We start from the raw sequence: 15,382 nt of genomic DNA on the forward strand, positions 1-15,382 counted from the left end.
GGCATGCCCGCTCCCAGGCCGGACTATGCCCCGTCCGACCTGCCCCGCCTGCCCGTGCACGACGCCAACGCCTGGCACGCCCTGTCGCAGCTGCCATGGATCTGGCCCACCTGCGACTGCCCCTTCCACCGCACCGTGGCGGCGCGCATGGCCCCTTACGGCCTGCGCCCCCGCACGGCGGCGGTTGCCATCGACGAACCCATCGTCAAGCAGCTGGTGGCCACCGGAAAAGGCGTGGCCGTGCTGCGCGCGGACGAAACCGCCCAGATGGTGCGCGATCACGGAGTGTACGTGTGGCCGGAGCCCCTGTTCGTCCCGTTGTGCATCGCCCACCGCACCGACCGCAGCGACGACCCGGCCCTGCGCGCGCTGGTGGAGGCCGCCCGCGCCGTGTGGAAGTAGCCGCGCCGCCACTTCCGCAACGGCAAACATTCCGCAACGCACGTCTCGTCTTCATTCCACACATCCGACGCACGCTTTCCGCCCCCTGCCCCCCACACAAACGCCGAACGCGGCTCCCGCCAAGGCGGAAACCGCGTTCATTCCGTGCGGCCATAGCCGCGCCGACACAATGATGCCGAGACATGCGCCCCCAAGGGCGCGCCATGCCCGCGCCCTTTCATGCTCAGGGGCGCGCCGTGCTCGCGCCCCGTCATGCCCTGCGTCCGCTACACGTTGATGCTGACGCCCGCCGCCCCGCCGGACGACCCGGAACCGCCGCTGGCGGATTCCAGCTTGCTCTTCTGTTCCAGCAGTTCCGTCAGCTGGCTCTGGAGCATGGAGATTTCCGACATCTTCATGGCCACCTGCTGCTGCCGCTGTTCGTCGTCCAGGCTGGCGTCCTGCTGGATTTCCTCCATCTCCTGCTGCTTTTGCTTGATCTGTTCGCGCAGGTTCTGGATTTGCTCATTCAGCGATGCCAACTTGTCACTGGTATCCGATTCATCGGCGGACGCGGTACCGCCCGCGCCGCTGCTGGCCATCCCCGCCGCCTTCTGCCGCCCTTCGTCAGAAATGGTCACGGTGTCGCCGCCGCTTTCCGCGCCCTCTGTGGATGCGGTGCGCAACGTACCCGTGCGTTCCGTGCCCGCCTGCACCTGCAAGGTGCTGTAGGCGGTGCCGACCAGGGTTCCGTCCAGTGCTTCGACCATGGGACCTCCTTTCGCGCGGATGCGCTACCTTCAGTCAACCTATCGACAGCTTGCCTGAAGAGTTTACAGCACCCGCTCACATTTTCTTGCGCTGCACTGTTGTTGCCTAAGGTTGCATGACAGGCGCACGACGGGAGAGCGAACGGCGAAGGGGCAAATGACGGGAGGAGGGAGGACGGCAGGGAACACGGCGCGGAAGGGCAACACTGAGGGACCGTGCGTAGCGGCGGAAGGGAGGGACGCGGCCACGTCACGAACACGCGATCTCACACCACGGCAGGGGCGCTGTTCAGTAAGGCTGCGTTGGGCAACAGGAAGGATGGCGGGCAGGGCGATGGGCAGAACGGCAAATGTGGCGGCCCCCAGCGCACCCGGCACCGGATGGGCAACCAGCGCGCAACGGGCATGCGCCGGACGGATGAACACCCACAATATTCTGAAATACCGAATTATTCCGTGCGGCACGCACCGGTAAGCGCCCGGTGCACGTTGACCACGAAGTCCTGCACGTTGGTGAGGATGGAGCGCGAGGTCAGCGAGCCACGGTCGGCCAGCTTGCCCGCCGCGAATTCCGAAATGTCCGCGATGAAGAAATGCACCGGGCGCAGGCTGCCCCCCGGCCCGGCCTGATACGAAGGGGTCATGTTGCCGGTGGCGATGGTATGCAGCGCGGTGGCCAGCGCCACCACGGTTGTGGCGCGGCGCACGTGGGCGCGCATGGCGTCCTGCGCGGCGTACACGTCGGCAATGACTTCCGGCAGGGGGCCGTCGTCGCGGATGGACCCGGCCAGCACGTAGGGCACGCCGCGTGTTTCCAGCGCGTGCATCACCCCGTCACGCACGCGGCCCGACTGCACGGCGGCGCGGATGGACCCGCAGCCCCGGATGGTGTTGATGGCGTCCAGATGGTGGTAGTGCCCGCGCGGGGCCTGCCGCTTGTCGTACAGGCCCTGCCCCAGCGCAGTGCCGTACAGGGCGGCCTCCAGGTCGTGCGTGGCAAGGGCGTTGCCCGCCAGCAGGGCGTGCACGTAGCCCGCGTCGATCAGCCCGGCGAAGGCGCGGCGGGCGTCGGCATCGAACACCACGGCAGGCCCGGCCACCCAGACGATGTGGCCGTTGTCCCTGTCGTGGCGCAGCACTTGGTACAGGGTGTCGTAATCAAGCGAAAAGGACGTTTCGCGGCTGACGCCGGTACGGAAGGCGAACTTGTCGGCAGTAGCGGTGGGGGAAGGCGAGGCGGATGATGCGGATGGGGCGGTGACAGTGCCCGATGTGCCGGGTGCGCCCGATGTGCCGGGTAAGCCGGGTGCGCCAGACGCGGTGGCACCGTCAGCAAGATGCCCGGCGGAAGCTGTGGCGGAGTTGTCTGCCGGTTGAGTGTCAGCTTGGGAAGCTGGCTGTTGTGCATCGGCGGACATGTGGTCGGACAAGTTGGCCGGAGTCCACCCGGCCAGAAAGTCCGGCAACTGGTCCAGCGGCCCGGCATGCACGTAGATGCCGTCCTCGCCGTTTTCGCCCCGGCCCACCGCCACCAGATCGCCCTTTTTCAGCCGCCGGAACTCCACCACCTCCAGCGTGCCGTCCGGATTCTTGCGGATGACGCAATCCATGCGCGATTCCGCAAGCAGCACCCAGCGCCCCGGCTCCACCTGCACGAACTCCGGATAGATGGACGTGGCGTGGTAGTTGTCGGGGGCTACGCCGTCGGCGGGGCATCTGGATTGTGCCAAAGAATGAAACAACACTCAACTCACATAATGTTGTTATTCGTCAACGCCGTCCATAATACGATAGGAACAACTACTCCGCTCAATAAAAAGTACCACACTGCCGACAACACCCATACAAAGTATCTATATAAAAAAGAAACTGTCGCAAGCATCCATTGAAAAATCAAAACAAGAGCAGAACACAGAACACAGAACACATACAACTTATTCACCCCAACACAACACGGTGACTTACTTTCAGCACCACCACAAAAAAAGTGACACACTTTTTTCAAAGAAAAACTAGAATTTACCTCTTTAAATTTATTAGAGGCTCTATGTATACGATAATCCACGGGCGCGTGGTTAACATCATACCGGATATCAATTTCTTTATATTTATCAAGCGCCCACTCAAATATTTCAGCGGCATTTTCTTCTTTAGTTTTCCTAGCATCGATGCCGTATGAAAGCCTTTTTAATTCATTAGCGCATGCGTATAATTTTTCAGAAAGACTCTTATTATTTTTAAGCTCGATCAACAAAGAACACGCAATAATAAATACTGAAAATATAATACTGGAGAAAGCAAACGCATCTGAATACTTTGACTCTTTATACACGTACCCGAATAACGAAACAGCGATAACATACAATGAAAGCAGTGATGTTGTAAAAACAGAAACATAATGTTTTAATGCAAGCCTACGAGAAGCCCAAAATCTAGAAGAGTATGTGTGCCACAGATTTGTTTCAAATTTTTCCATTTGCTGCTCTCTCACAAAAAAGGGCCGCCTCAAAATCAGTCATTCTCTCTGCATCAGAAACTAGCCAAATGCTTGATTACAAACACCCACAAATGGGTCATCCCTCACGGGCAGGCGGCCCTTTATGAGATTACACCCACGTCACGATCAAGTCTAGCTAGCCGCTTCCGCATCGCCTGCAAAAACAAACGCTGAACTTCGCCCCCCGCCCCTGGCACATAAGATGGTGGGACAGCTTTGACTCTTTTCAAAAAGCCCAGCTTGTCCTCGTCGGTCTTATATGTTCTGTAATCATGAATATAGCCAGACATGACACTGTATCGAGCCTCAAAGTAGGAGCGAACCATGCGCTTCAGCCTACCCTTGACATACCCCCCCATCTCACCAAACTGGCTAGCAATATTCGCTATCGCATAATCCATTGTATACAACGCACCTATATCATTCATTTCTATATAATAAAACACCCATCCATATTTTTTTGCATATCCTATTGCGCCAGTAATCATTTCATTAACATCAAATACAACATCATCGTATTTTGCTATTCTTTCATTTTTTGTAAATTTCCTTCCACTGCGCAAATCTCGCTGTGCAGCACACAATACTGATGCAACTTTACTGAGAAACTTATCCACGGAACTAGTTCTTACAGAAACTGTGCTACCTAAAAATCTATATCCTAAAAATTCAAACTCGTTAATACACACCTTTCTAGTTTTGTCTGAATTTAAAGTCAGGCCAAGACTTGCAACTACACCATCCATCTCCATAGAAATATCGAGGGCCTTTTCAGCCTTCACCATTGTCACAACATCATCAACATACCGTGCATAATAGTCACAAATTTTCTCCATCTTATCGTCAATAGTCCACGCAAGTATATCCGCCAACAAATTTGAAATTGGCAACCCTTGAGGCACACCCTCCACAGCTCGCCCTGCTCCAACCAATTTCCGAGAACCAGCCACAACTGTTGGATTTGAAATTGCCTGCATCAAAAGATTCAGAAAAAACTCATCGTCCACTTTTCTTTTCACATAATGCATAAGACGCTCATGACTAATTGAACCATAAAAATTTGAAATATCAAATCTTGAAACCACGCAGTCTCTGTAAGTACCCTTTCCAATAAACGATTTTATTTCTCTTATATGGTCATGGGGAAGCTTCCTAGAAATTCTTTCTCTGAAAAACTCCTCTAAATACATTTTTATAGCATACAGTACGATTTTATCTCTAACAGTTGGTATTGATATTAGGCGAGGAACTTTTCCCCTACCTTTACCCACTAACTTTTCTTTATACGGCGTAAATACAAACGTCTGATCAGAAATTTTTCTACTTACGACATCAAGACGTTCAATATGATTCTTATCAAACATATTAAACGTAACCCTATCTATCCCAACCGTATCCAATCTATCCGAAACATCCTTGTATATATTTAAAATACCCCTTTTATTAAGCCACTTTAAAAATTTTGACTTACCCTTCTTAACTAGTGCACTACACATACAACTCACCACCCACGCAGTCATTAATGACCAGCAGGGGAAAGTCCTTCACGGTCAATTCACGTATGGCTTCCGGGCCAAGGTCGTCGTAGGCGATGACGGTGGCGACGGTGATGCACTGCGAAAGCAGCGCGCCCGCGCCGCCTGTGGCCCCCAGGTAGACCCCGGTATGTTCTTTCAGGGCGTCGCGCACTTCGGTGTTGCGGCGCCCTTTGCCGATGGTGGCCTTCAGTCCCAGCGCGTGCAGGCGCGGGGCGTAGCTGTCCATGCGGTAGCTGGTGGTGGGACCGGCGGAACCGATGGGACGTCCGGGCGGGGCCGGGCTGGGGCCAACGTAGTAGATCACCGCACCGCGCAGGTCGAAGGGCAGGTCTTCGCCCCGGTCCAGCGATTCGGTCAGGCGGCGGTGGGCCGCATCGCGCGCGGTGTAGATGGTGCCGGACAGAAAGACCACGTCGCCGCTGCGCAGTTGCGCCACGGCCTCGTCGGTCAGGGGGGTGGTAAGGTGGTGGGTAGCCATATCTGATTCCTTGTATTTCCGTACATGTCCCGAGGCGGGACCGCAATGGGGCTATTGAGGATGGCGGAGGCTGCACAAGCGCAGCCCGTGCTGGCAACGGGGGCCGGGCATCCGCATCCTGCGCGAAACCCGCACCGGGCCGGTTTGCAACCCGTTCAGTACAACAACAACGAGGCCGCAACCGGCTCAAATCAGGCCCGCAACGGTTGCGCAGCTTGCCGCCCACTTGCCGGAAAGCGTCCGCCGGATTGCGGCTCGCCTGCCGGGTTATTCTGTTCGGCTCGCCCGCCCGGCTGTTCTGTCCGGCTGTTCCGTCCAGCGCACTGCCCGGCGCACTGTCCGGCCCGCAGCTCTTGCTACAGTTCTATCTCGCCGTGCCGGGCCGAATGACACTGCACGTTCACGGCCAGCGGCAGGCTGGCCAGATGGCACGGGGCAAAGGCCATCTTCACGCCAAGGCAGGTGGTCTTGCCGCCAAGGCCCATGGGGCCGATGCCCAGTTCGTTGATGGCGGCCAGCAGTTCCGCTTCCTTGGCGGCCATGTCCGGGTCGGGGTGGATGTCCGTCAGCGGGCGCAGCAACGCCTTTTTGGCAAGGATGGGCGCGTAGTCGAAGGTGCCGCCCACGCCCACGCCGATGATGGTGGGCGGGCAGGGATTGGGCCCCGCCTCACGCACGCGCTGCACCACAAAGTCCTTGATGCCCTGCCACCCCTGCGCGGGGGCCAGCATGGTCACACGCGACATGTTCTCGCTGCCGCCGCCCTTGGCCATGAAGGCAATGCGCAGCCGGTCGCCGGGCACAAGGTCCATGTGGATGACCGCCGGGGTATTGTCGCCGGTGTTCTTGCGGGTCAGGGGGTCGCAGGCGGACTTGCGCAGGTAGCCTTCGGCATAGCCGATGCGCACGCCCTCGGTGATGGCCTCGCGCAGGGTCATGCCGTCCACGCGACAGTCCTCGCCAAGCTCCACGAAAAAGACGGCCAGCCCCGTGTCCTGACACAACGGCAGGCCGGTGGTGGCCGCAAGATCGGCGTTTTCCAGCAGTTGCCGGAACACCTCTTTGGCGACGTCGCTTTCCTCTGCCGCCTGCGCCTTGCAGAAGGCCCACCGCACGTCCTTGGGCAGGTAGCGGTTGCACTCCACGCACAGCCGCGCCACTTCCTCCACAACTCGTGTCGCCGGTATGCGGCGCATGTTGGCTCCTTTGTCCGGTATGAACGGGGGAGAAACGGGGGATGGCCCCGTTCCTCCAAAACTTTCGATTCGGTTGCGGACGCAGCGTCCGTGCGGCCCGGTCTGCTACCGCAACGCCACCCTAGCAAGCCTTGAGTGCCCACCGCAACACGGCAGGGCAAGGCCCCGGATGCCCACGCACGGTACGGGCCGGGGCAACCGCAACGCAACACCGCAACCGCACAACAGCGCAAGCCGTCGCGGGTATGCGGCCTTTCCCGCGTCACCCGATAGCGCCAACCGCCGAACGGATTGCGCCCGCCGCCGAAGATCGCCGCCGCGCATGCGGCGGAAGCTCCGGCGTAGCGGGCGCACCGGGAACAACGCTACGGACAAGGCACGCGCACGCGTGGGTCCAAGGCGGCGGGAGCACCGCGCGCATGGCATTCCCGCCGGGCAGATCACCCGAAGGCGCCCTGCGCCGCAGGGAAGCTGCCCGGCACGGGGAATGCGCGCATGAGGCCAAAGGGAGGGGGGCGGCGGGGAGCGCGAGGACGTCAGCCGTTAGATGAGCGCAACGCGCGAATCTTACGGATGACGATAGCAACGCTGGCTCGCAGGGGGAACCGCAGGTTCCCCTTGGCAGCCCCTCGCAATATAACGAAATCGAGCGGCAAGTTATCTGCTGGCGTGCATTCGTAGAAGCCCGTCAGACAGGGCACAACCCTCTTCCTTCTTTTCCGCCTTCTCCCCTTCCTTCCCCACTACCCCCCGAACGGCAGCAGCTTCTTCAGCACGGTCAGCCCCATCTTGCGCCGCAGATACCCCAACTGGTTCTGCAACGGCAGGTGCTTGGGGCAGACATCCTCGCAGGCCAGAAGGCCCATGCAGCCGAAGATGCCCTCGTCGGAACCGATGATCTCGTAAAAATCCGCGTCGGTGCGTTCATCGCGCGGGTCGGCGGCAAAGCGGGCCACGCGGATGAACCCCGCCGGGGCCAGGAAGTCGGGCCGCAGGTTGGCGGTGCCGCAGGCGGCCACGCAGCAGCCGCATTCGATGCACCGGTCCAGTTCATAGATGGCGTTGGCCACCTCGTTTTCCATGCGCGCTTCCTGCGCGGCGGGGTCGAATTCCGCGCGGGTGTGAATCCACGATTCGGTGCGCTGGTACATGGCGCGGAACCACGTGCCCGTATCCACCGCCAGGTCGCCCACCAGCTTGAACACCGGCAGGGGCAACAGGGTGATGGTGTCGGGCAGGTCGCGCGTCTTGGTGTGGCAGGCAAGACCGGGCCGCCCGTTGATGACCATGGCGCACGAGCCGCACACCCCGGCGCGGCAGCAGAAGTCGAACTTCAGCGAGGGGTCCTGTTCTTCACGCAGGCGGTGCAGGGCGATGAACAGCGTCATGCTGTCCGTTTCGTCCAGCCGGTAGGTGTCCATGTGCGGCACGGACGCCGGGTCCTGCGGGTTGTGGCGGAAGATGTTGAAGGTCAGCGAGCGTTGCATGTGCGTGGTCCCCCTCAGGAAGCTGCCGGAATGATCTTGCCGCCGCCATACCCGCGATCACCGGGAGGCAACTCGACATAACTGGTGGCCGGTTCGTACTCCAGGTGCGGCAAATCCGCCCCCGGACGCCACGAGGCCAGCGTACGGTTCAGCCAGTCACGGTCGTTGCGTTCCGGGTAGTCCTCTCGCGTGTGCGAGCCGCGGCTTTCGGTGCGCATCAGCGCGCCGTGGCACACGCACAGCGCCAGCCGCACCATGCCCGGCATGCGGATGGCCAGCGCCAGTTCCGCGTTGGCCCCCACCCCGTCGGAGGCAAGGCCGATGTGCTGCGCCCGCTCGTGCACCTCTTGCAGGGCCTGCACGCCCCACGTCAGGTCCTTGCCGTTGCGGAACACGTAGGCCGCCCGTTCCAGGATGTCGTACATGGCCTCGCGCACGGCGTAGACGCTTTCCTTGCCGTCCGCGCCAGAGACAATGCGCCTGATGCGCGCCTCGTCCCGCGCCGCCGCCTCGCGCACGTGCGCCGTGGAAAAGGCGGTGTCGTACCCCTGCAGGAATTCCGCGATGTTGCGGCCCACGATGCCGCCCGCCACCACGGTTTCCGCCAGCGAGTTGCCGCCCAGCCGGTTGAAGCCGTGCAGGTCCCAGCAGGCGGATTCGCCCGCGCTGAACAGGCCCTTCAGGCCATAGGCCGCGCCGGTCTTGTCGGTGCGCACGCCGCCCATGGAGTAGTGCTGGGTGGGCCGCACGGGGATGAGCTGGTGCAGCGGATCAATGCCCAGGAAGTTCTGACAGATTTCATCCACCTCGCGCAGCTTGGTGCGGATGTGGTGCTCGCCAAGGTGGCGAATGTCCAGCCACAGGTGCTCGCCGTAGGGGCTTTGCACGCCCTTGCCGGTGCGCATGTGCTCGATCATGCGGCGCGAAACCACGTCGCGCGAGGCCAGTTCCGCCTTGTCCGGCTCGTAGTCGGGCATGAAGCGGTATTCGTCGCGGTCCAGCAGGGTGCCGCCGTCACCCCGGCACCCTTCGGTGACCAGGATGTCGGTGGGCACGGTGCCGGTGGGGTGAAACTGCACGGCCTCCATGTTGCCGAGCTTCGCCACGCCGGTATCCAGCGCCAGCGACAGGCCCGTGCCTTCGCAGATGATGGCGTTGGTGGAGGCGCGGTAGATGCGCCCGTACCCGCCGGATGCCACCAGCGTGGCCCGCGCGAGGTAGGCGCGCAGTTCGCCGGTGCGCAGGCAGCGCACGATGGCCCCGTGGCAGGTTTCGCCGTCGTGGATCAGCGAGACGGCTTCCGACCGGTCGTGCACGGTCACGCCAAGCTGCGCGGCGCGGTTGTCCATGGTGTACAGCACCGCGTGGCCTGCCCCGTCCGATGCGTAGCAGGTGCGCCACTTGGCCGTGCCGCCGAAGGCGCGCGAGTGGATCAGCCCATGGTTTTCGGCCTTTTCAGTGGCGTCGAAGGGCTTGCCGCCCTTCCAGTAGGTGTGCGTGCCCGCGACGACGCGGTTCCACGGCACCCCCCAGTGGGCCAGGCGGCGCATTTCGATGGGGGCCGCCTCCACGAACATGCGGGCCACTTCCTGGTCCGCGCCCCAGTCGGAACCTTTCACGGTGTCCAGGAAGTGCACGTCGGGGCTGTCGCCGTCGCCCATGATGGCGTTGCCGAGGGCCGCCTGCATGCCGCCCTGTGCGGCCACGGAATGCGAGCGCCGCGCGGGCACCAAGGATAGACAGACCACGGAAAAGCCCGCGCCCGCCACTTCGATGGCGCAGCGCTCTCCCGCAAGGCCCGCGCCGATGGTCAGAAGATCGGTGTGGATGATCTGCATTGGCGTGGGTCTCCTATTCCAGCGGCAGCAGCCGGAAGCGCAGCAGGGTGAGCAGCGACAGGCACAGGAACCCGCCCAGCAGGTACAGGCCCTTGCGGGTGATGTCCGCACGGTTTTCGCGGGTAATCAGGCCCCACTTCACCCCGGCGCGCCACGCCCCGATGACCAGATGCAGCGCCAGCGCGGGCAGCACCAGCAGAAACACCCAGAACCAGCCGCCATGCTGCACGCGCACGGCGCTTTTCAGTGCCTGCACCGGCAGATCGGTAAGGCCCGTCCAGATGTGGATGGTGATGAACACCGCAAGGATGAACGCGGTGGCCACCTGCGCAACCCAGGCCCAGGTTTCCGGGTGGTGCAGCAGGCGGGCGTGACGCCAGGCGGTGACGGCCTGCGCGGCCTTGAAGGGAATCTTGCGGGCGGCCACCGTGGCGTGAACGCAGAACACGATGGCGATGAGCACGCCGCCCACGGTTTCCAGGTGCAGGGCGTCCATGACGGCGGACATCCCGTTCAGGGCGCCCGCGCCGAACAGCACGGTGGAAAGAAGGATCATGTGCATGCAGGCGAACAGCGCCAGCGCCGCCCCCGTGGCCATCTGCACCCAGTCGAGCCAGCCGTCGGCACGGGATCGTGGCCGGGCCGGGGCAATGCAGTCCGTTTCCATTGAGCCTCCTTGCGAACCTGAGACGGTCAGAGCCAGGCAGAGCTGGGCAGAGCCGGGCAGAACCGGACATGGGAATGACGGCGGCGGGGCAAGGAAACCGGGATGATGCCGGGCGCGCGGACAGGCGGCGAAGCACGCACGGCCAGGCTGGGGGGCACCCGCCGCAATGCGGCGGATTGAACACCCAACCACCCAAATTCCATACCTTTTCCTGTGACGCAGGAATATGGCTGACACTCCGGCACATGTCAAATAATGCGGGGCTCCATGTTGGTGTAAATGCAACCGCATGCGCACGCCGGACGGGGGCCGGGCCTCCTGCCGGACAGGAAACCCTGCGCGGATATCGGCGGGAAAGCCGCCCTCCGGGCCGGGTGGTGACCGGAACAAGGGCGAGCGGACGGAATCGGACGGACCGGACGGACCGGACGGACCGGGCGGGGCGGGCGGGGCGGGGCGGGGGACTCACGCTTGCATTTCGCGGCGGGTACGGATAGGGGGGAAATTTCCCGACACCAGCGGACCACCACGGTGCAGCCAGGGCATGGCCGGGCGTTGTGACATGACCCAACGCAACGGCATGAGCAGACCACCACGGTCCTGCCCCGGCCCGCCGGGCGTGTCTCCGGTCCGCATCCGTCGGCAATATCGTTTTGAGGGGGGCCTCAATGCGCGAAATCCGTGAAGAACTCATCCGGCTGGCCCGTGAATCGGGCTTGCCCGTACCGGTGGACGCCTCGGTGACCGAGGTGGTGCAACTGCTGGGCAGCGACACGCACCTGTCGCCCGACCTGTGCGAAGCGCTGAACCACATCCTCGCCGGGCTCGGCGGGGTTGCCGTTCCCGCCGCCTGCAAGTAGCGCACGCGAAAGGGGCATGCCTGCCACCATCATGGCGGGCATGCCCTTTGATTTTTCGTGTGCTCCGCACCCATGCGCCCGTTGCGCCCGTTGCGTCCATTGAGCTGGTCGCATGGGTCGCGCCGTACCGGTGCGCCCCGCGTGCATCGCCTTGCTGCGCCTTCGCGCCCGCAGGCCGGAGCCATGCGCCAGCCGGACGCCCCGTGCGCTGGCCGTCCGGCCCCTGCCAGTCCCGCCGCCAGCCCCGTCACCAATCCCGGCGCAGCTCCCGCACGCTACATGTCCACGTCCAGCGCCAGCCCCACCGGGCAGTGGTCCGACCCCATGACGTGCATGTCTATCCACGCGTCGCGCACCGCTCCGCGCAGTTCCTCGGACACGAAGAAGTAGTCGATGCGCCAGCCCACATTCCGCTCGCGGGCGCGGGTCTTGTACGACCACCACGAATAGGCGTGGGGAGTGTCGCCCTGCACCAGCCGGAAGGTGTCCACGTAGCCCGCCGCCGTGAAACGATCCATCCATGCCCGTTCGACGGGCAGAAAGCCGGAGACGTCCTCGTTGTCCTTGGGCCGGGCCAGATCGATGGGCCGGTGCGCGGTGTTGAAGTCGCCGCAGACCACGATGGGCTTGTGGCGGCGCAGGTCTTCCGCGTGGTTCAGGAAGGCGTCGTAGAAGCCCAGCTTGTAGTTCAGGCGTTCCTCGCCCTGCCCGCCGTTGGGAAAGTAGATGTTGAAGTAGTGGAAAGCCGGAAATTCCAGATGGATGCACCTGCCTTCGCCCTGCCAGGCGGGGTCGGGCATGTCCAGGTGCACGGCCAGCGGCTCCACCCGGCTGAACACGGCCACCCCGGAGTAGCCCTTCTTCACCCGCGAGGCCAGCCACCACGCCTTCCAGCCCTCCGGGTCGCGGTGGGCGTCGGGTACCTGCTCCGGCTCGGCCTTGGTTTCCTGCAGGCCCACGATGTGGCCGTCGCACCCGGCGAACCAGTTCCATTCCGGCTTGCCGCTCAGGGCGCGGATGCCGTTGACGTTCCAGGAATACAGTTTGAGCAGCACGGGGCCTCCCTGCGTGCGGACGTGGCGGAGTGTGTGGGAAGTGGATGAAAAGGCGGCGGTACGGCGCGAAGGGCGCCTGACGGGGGCAGGCTATACCGGCGGGCCGGAATCCGTCCCCGTGGCGGACCCGCCGTCCCCGTCGAAGCCGTGGCGCAGCCGCGCCGCGTACTGCATGTCCACGCCCAGGATGTGGTCTTCGAACCACGACTTCAGGAAGTGGAACATCTCCAGAGGCAGCATGGGAGGGTGATCGTCCGCGTCGAGGGCCAGGGTGAATTCGCGCACCCGCGAAAGAAACTTCAGGTGCTCGCCCTGATGAAAGGCCAGCAGTTCCGGCGCCACCTGACGCACCACGGCTTCTTCGGCCGAAAAATGCGCGGCGGCATGGGCCTTCAGACCGGACAGCACGGCGCGCAGGCGGCTGCCGTCCTCCGGGCAGGCGGCGGCCTCGGCCATGTCGTTCAGCAGTTCGATGATGCGGGCATGCTGGGCATCCAGCTCCGATACGCCCACACTGAACCGGTTCGACCACTCCACATGACGCATGACGGCTCCTTGGATGCGTGGCGCGGGGCGCAAATCCTTCCCGCGTCCTACCAGCATACACCTCGGAAGAACCGCAGCGAAAGGGGGTTAGTCCCGAAAGCACATGGGGAAAAAGCCCCGTGAACGGTACTGGCGGGGCCATCCGCCACCGGAATGGCGCGGGGTGGAGGCGGGGCAGCCCCGCCCTAGTGCCCCTTTGGCCCGAACAGGCCAGGCACGTCCTCGCCCGGCACCGGGCGCGAGAACAGGTATCCCTGGCCGCCCTCGCAGGAAAGTTCGGACAGCATGATGCGCTGTTCCTCTTCCTCCACGCCCTCGGCCACCACGTCCAGGCCAAGGCTGTGCGCCAGCGCCACAACGGCCTGCACGATCTTGAAGTGCCCCGGCTCGCGGCACATGCGCGCCACGAAGCTCTGGTCCACCTTCAGGGTGTCGATGGGGAACTGCTGCAGGTAGCTGAGCGAGGAATACCCGGTGCCGAAGTCGTCGATGCACAGCCGCACGCCGATTTCCTTCAGCCTGCGCAGCACCAGGTTGGCGTAGTCCGGGTTTTCCATCAGCATGGTTTCCGTCACTTCCAGCTTCAGGCATCTGGCGGGCAGGCCCGTTTCACGCAATACGGCGGCCACCTGTTCCACAAGGCCCGGCTGCGAAAGCTGCCGCGCCGAAAGGTTCACGTGCATGACCACGCCGCGCATGGACGGTTGCAGTTTGCGCCAGGCGGCCAGGGCGCGGCACGCCTCTGCCAGCACCCAGCGCCCCACCTGGTGGATCTGCCCGGTGGATTCGGAGACGGGAATGAATTCCGACGGCCCCACGATGCCCCGATCCGGGTGGTTCCAGCGCACCAGCGCCTCGAACCCGGTCAGCTTGCGGTCATGCAGTGACATGATGGGCTGGTAGACCAGGAAGAATTCGTTGTTGTCCAGCGCCCGGTGCAGGTCGATTTCCAGCTGCATCAGGTTCATGGCCTGCTCGAGCATGGAAGGCTGGAACACCGCCATGCCGTCGCCGCCGTGTTCCTTCACGTGGTGCATTGCGATGTTGGCGTTGCGCAGCATCTCGTCGGCATTGCCGCCGCCCCGGTTAATCACCACGCCCACGCTGGCGGAAATGCGGATCTGGCGGCCCGCCACCTCCAGCGGCGGCTCGAGCGAGGCGCAGATGCGCCGCACCGTGATCAGGGCCTCTTCCTCCGAACGCACCTCGTCCAGCAGCAGGATGAATTCATCGCTGCCCAGGCGCGACACGGTGTCGATGGTGCGGGTGTTCTCGGCCAGGCGCCGGGCCACTTCGCGCAGCACCTGATCGCCCGCGGGGTTGCCCATGGAATCGTTGACCACCTTGAAGCGGTCCAGGTCCAGAAAGGCCACTGCGCACACGTTGTCCGCCCCGCGCCGGGCGCGGTGCAGCGAACGGTCGATGCGGTCCAGGCACAGGGCCCGGTTGGGCAGCCCGGTGAGCGGGTCGTGCCAGGCCTGGTGCTTCATCTGGGTGAGCATGATCTTGCGGTCGGTGACGTCGCGCCCGCTGAAGCGCACGCCCAGGGACGTGCCCTCGGCGTCGTGCAGGCGGCGGCTGGTGCAGGCCAGCCAGCGTTCGCGGCCGTCCTGGGTGCGCACGCGCACCTCCACCTCGACCATTTCCGCACCGGAGGCCACCATGTCGCGGTGCTTGCGCCACAGGGGCAGGTCCTCGGGGTGCATGATGCCCTCGATGAACCGGGCGTTGGCGCGGAACGATTCCAGGGAATAGCCGGTGATGCGCTGGCAGGCGGGGGTGACGAACACCACCTTGCCGCTGGCGTCCTCCCAGCTTTCCCAGTCGGCCAGGTGATCGGCCAGCACGCGGAAGCTCTGCGCGGTATCGCCATCGGGCAGGGGGGACGAGGCATGCGGAAAGGGCACGGCGTGGCGGGCGCGGGAGGGCGCGTCGTCGTACGGAGCGGGGTCCGGGGAAATCTGGGGCGAGGCATGGATGGTGTGGCCGGAAGCCACGGCGGAAAGGGGCGCGGCGGGCGGGGGCAGATCGGGCAGGGGGTCCCGCCCGGAATCATGCGGCGTGCCGCC

General features: G+C 63.2%; 14 protein-coding genes. 2 read left to right on the forward strand and 12 right to left on the reverse strand.

What is annotated here, in order from left to right:
• Nucleotides 1-402 (forward strand): LysR substrate-binding domain-containing protein (locus tag FVW27_RS13300; RefSeq protein ID WP_208294783.1); only part of this gene is annotated, 402 nt, incomplete at its 5' end.
• Between the two features lie 266 nt (nt 403-668).
• On the opposite strand, the gene FVW27_RS13305 is transcribed toward FVW27_RS13300, so the two are convergent.
• The 9 genes from FVW27_RS13305 to FVW27_RS13345 form a co-directional block, all read right to left on the reverse strand.
• Nucleotides 669-1,151, reverse strand: coding sequence for a hypothetical protein (locus tag FVW27_RS13305; protein ID WP_167125878.1), 483 nt, complete (start codon nt 1,149-1,151; stop codon nt 669-671).
• Nucleotides 1,152-1,600: 449 nt separating this feature from the next.
• Nucleotides 1,601-2,881: an ornithine cyclodeaminase family domain gene (locus tag FVW27_RS13310; RefSeq protein ID WP_243838445.1), complete on the reverse strand. Its 1,281-nt coding sequence runs from the start codon at nt 2,879-2,881 to the stop codon at nt 1,601-1,603.
• Nucleotides 2,882-2,901: 20 nt separating this feature from the next.
• On the reverse strand, nt 2,902-3,627 hold the full coding sequence (locus FVW27_RS13315; RefSeq protein ID WP_167125883.1) for an SLATT domain-containing protein: 726 nt from the start codon (nt 3,625-3,627) through the stop codon (nt 2,902-2,904).
• A 122-nt stretch (nt 3,628-3,749) separates the two neighbouring features.
• Complete coding sequence (locus tag FVW27_RS13320; protein ID WP_167125886.1) at nt 3,750-5,012, reverse strand: reverse transcriptase domain-containing protein; 1,263 nt, start codon at nt 5,010-5,012, stop codon at nt 3,750-3,752.
• 124 nt (nt 5,013-5,136) lie between these two features.
• Nucleotides 5,137-5,664: a Fe-S-containing hydro-lyase gene (locus tag FVW27_RS13325; protein WP_167125889.1), complete on the reverse strand. Its 528-nt coding sequence runs from the start codon at nt 5,662-5,664 to the stop codon at nt 5,137-5,139.
• Between the two features lie 356 nt (nt 5,665-6,020).
• Nucleotides 6,021-6,860 (reverse strand): fumarate hydratase, encoded by an 840-nt coding sequence (locus tag FVW27_RS13330; protein WP_167125891.1) that lies wholly within the window; start codon nt 6,858-6,860, stop codon nt 6,021-6,023.
• A gap of 743 nt (nt 6,861-7,603) precedes the next feature.
• On the reverse strand, nt 7,604-8,347 hold the full coding sequence (locus tag FVW27_RS13335) for a fumarate reductase iron-sulfur subunit (RefSeq protein ID WP_167125894.1): 744 nt from the start codon (nt 8,345-8,347) through the stop codon (nt 7,604-7,606).
• A gap of 14 nt (nt 8,348-8,361) precedes the next feature.
• A complete protein-coding gene (locus FVW27_RS13340) occupies nt 8,362-10,185 on the reverse strand; it encodes a fumarate reductase flavoprotein subunit (protein WP_167125897.1) in 1,824 nt (607 codons plus the stop codon).
• A 13-nt stretch (nt 10,186-10,198) separates the two neighbouring features.
• A complete protein-coding gene (locus FVW27_RS13345) occupies nt 10,199-10,852 on the reverse strand; it encodes a succinate dehydrogenase/fumarate reductase transmembrane subunit (protein WP_167125900.1) in 654 nt (217 codons plus the stop codon).
• A 668-nt stretch (nt 10,853-11,520) separates the two neighbouring features.
• Between FVW27_RS13345 and FVW27_RS13350 the strand changes: the two genes are divergently transcribed.
• Nucleotides 11,521-11,712, forward strand: coding sequence for a hypothetical protein (locus FVW27_RS13350; protein WP_167125903.1), 192 nt, complete (start codon nt 11,521-11,523; stop codon nt 11,710-11,712).
• 275 nt (nt 11,713-11,987) lie between these two features.
• Here the strand turns inward: FVW27_RS13350 and FVW27_RS13355 are convergent, their stop codons facing one another.
• The 3 genes from FVW27_RS13355 to FVW27_RS13365 form a co-directional block, all read right to left on the reverse strand.
• Nucleotides 11,988-12,767, reverse strand: coding sequence for an exodeoxyribonuclease III (locus FVW27_RS13355; protein ID WP_167125906.1), 780 nt, complete (start codon nt 12,765-12,767; stop codon nt 11,988-11,990).
• 90 nt (nt 12,768-12,857) lie between these two features.
• The gene (locus FVW27_RS13360) at nt 12,858-13,313 is read right to left on the reverse strand and encodes a bacteriohemerythrin (RefSeq protein ID WP_167125909.1); all 456 of its coding nucleotides are present in this window, start codon (nt 13,311-13,313) and stop codon (nt 12,858-12,860) included.
• 185 nt (nt 13,314-13,498) lie between these two features.
• Nucleotides 13,499-15,382 (reverse strand): putative bifunctional diguanylate cyclase/phosphodiesterase (locus FVW27_RS13365; RefSeq protein WP_208294785.1); only part of this gene is annotated, 1,884 nt, incomplete at its 5' end.

Source organism: Nitratidesulfovibrio liaohensis (genome assembly GCF_011682075.1).
Taxonomy (GTDB): Bacteria; Desulfobacterota; Desulfovibrionia; order Desulfovibrionales; family Desulfovibrionaceae; genus Cupidesulfovibrio; species Cupidesulfovibrio liaohensis.

What these genes read in the sequence shown, in the direction of transcription:
- FVW27_RS13305 (WP_167125878.1), bottom strand. Translation starts at nt 1,151, where the DNA reads ATGGTCGAAGCACTGGACGGAACCCTGGTCGGCACCGCCTACAGCACC.
- FVW27_RS13315 (WP_167125883.1), bottom strand. Translation starts at nt 3,627, where the DNA reads ATGGAAAAATTTGAAACAAATCTGTGGCACACATACTCTTCTAGATTT.
- FVW27_RS13320 (WP_167125886.1), bottom strand. Translation starts at nt 5,012, where the DNA reads ATGTTTGATAAGAATCATATTGAACGTCTTGATGTCGTAAGTAGAAAA.
- FVW27_RS13325 (WP_167125889.1), bottom strand. Translation starts at nt 5,664, where the DNA reads ATGGCTACCCACCACCTTACCACCCCCCTGACCGACGAGGCCGTGGCG.
- FVW27_RS13330 (WP_167125891.1), bottom strand. Translation starts at nt 6,860, where the DNA reads ATGCGCCGCATACCGGCGACACGAGTTGTGGAGGAAGTGGCGCGGCTG.
- FVW27_RS13335 (WP_167125894.1), bottom strand. Translation starts at nt 8,347, where the DNA reads ATGCAACGCTCGCTGACCTTCAACATCTTCCGCCACAACCCGCAGGAC.
- FVW27_RS13340 (WP_167125897.1), bottom strand. Translation starts at nt 10,185, where the DNA reads ATGCAGATCATCCACACCGATCTTCTGACCATCGGCGCGGGCCTTGCG.
- FVW27_RS13345 (WP_167125900.1), bottom strand. Translation starts at nt 10,852, where the DNA reads ATGGAAACGGACTGCATTGCCCCGGCCCGGCCACGATCCCGTGCCGAC.
- FVW27_RS13350 (WP_167125903.1), top strand. Translation starts at nt 11,521, where the DNA reads ATGCGCGAAATCCGTGAAGAACTCATCCGGCTGGCCCGTGAATCGGGC.
- FVW27_RS13360 (WP_167125909.1), bottom strand. Translation starts at nt 13,313, where the DNA reads ATGCGTCATGTGGAGTGGTCGAACCGGTTCAGTGTGGGCGTATCGGAG.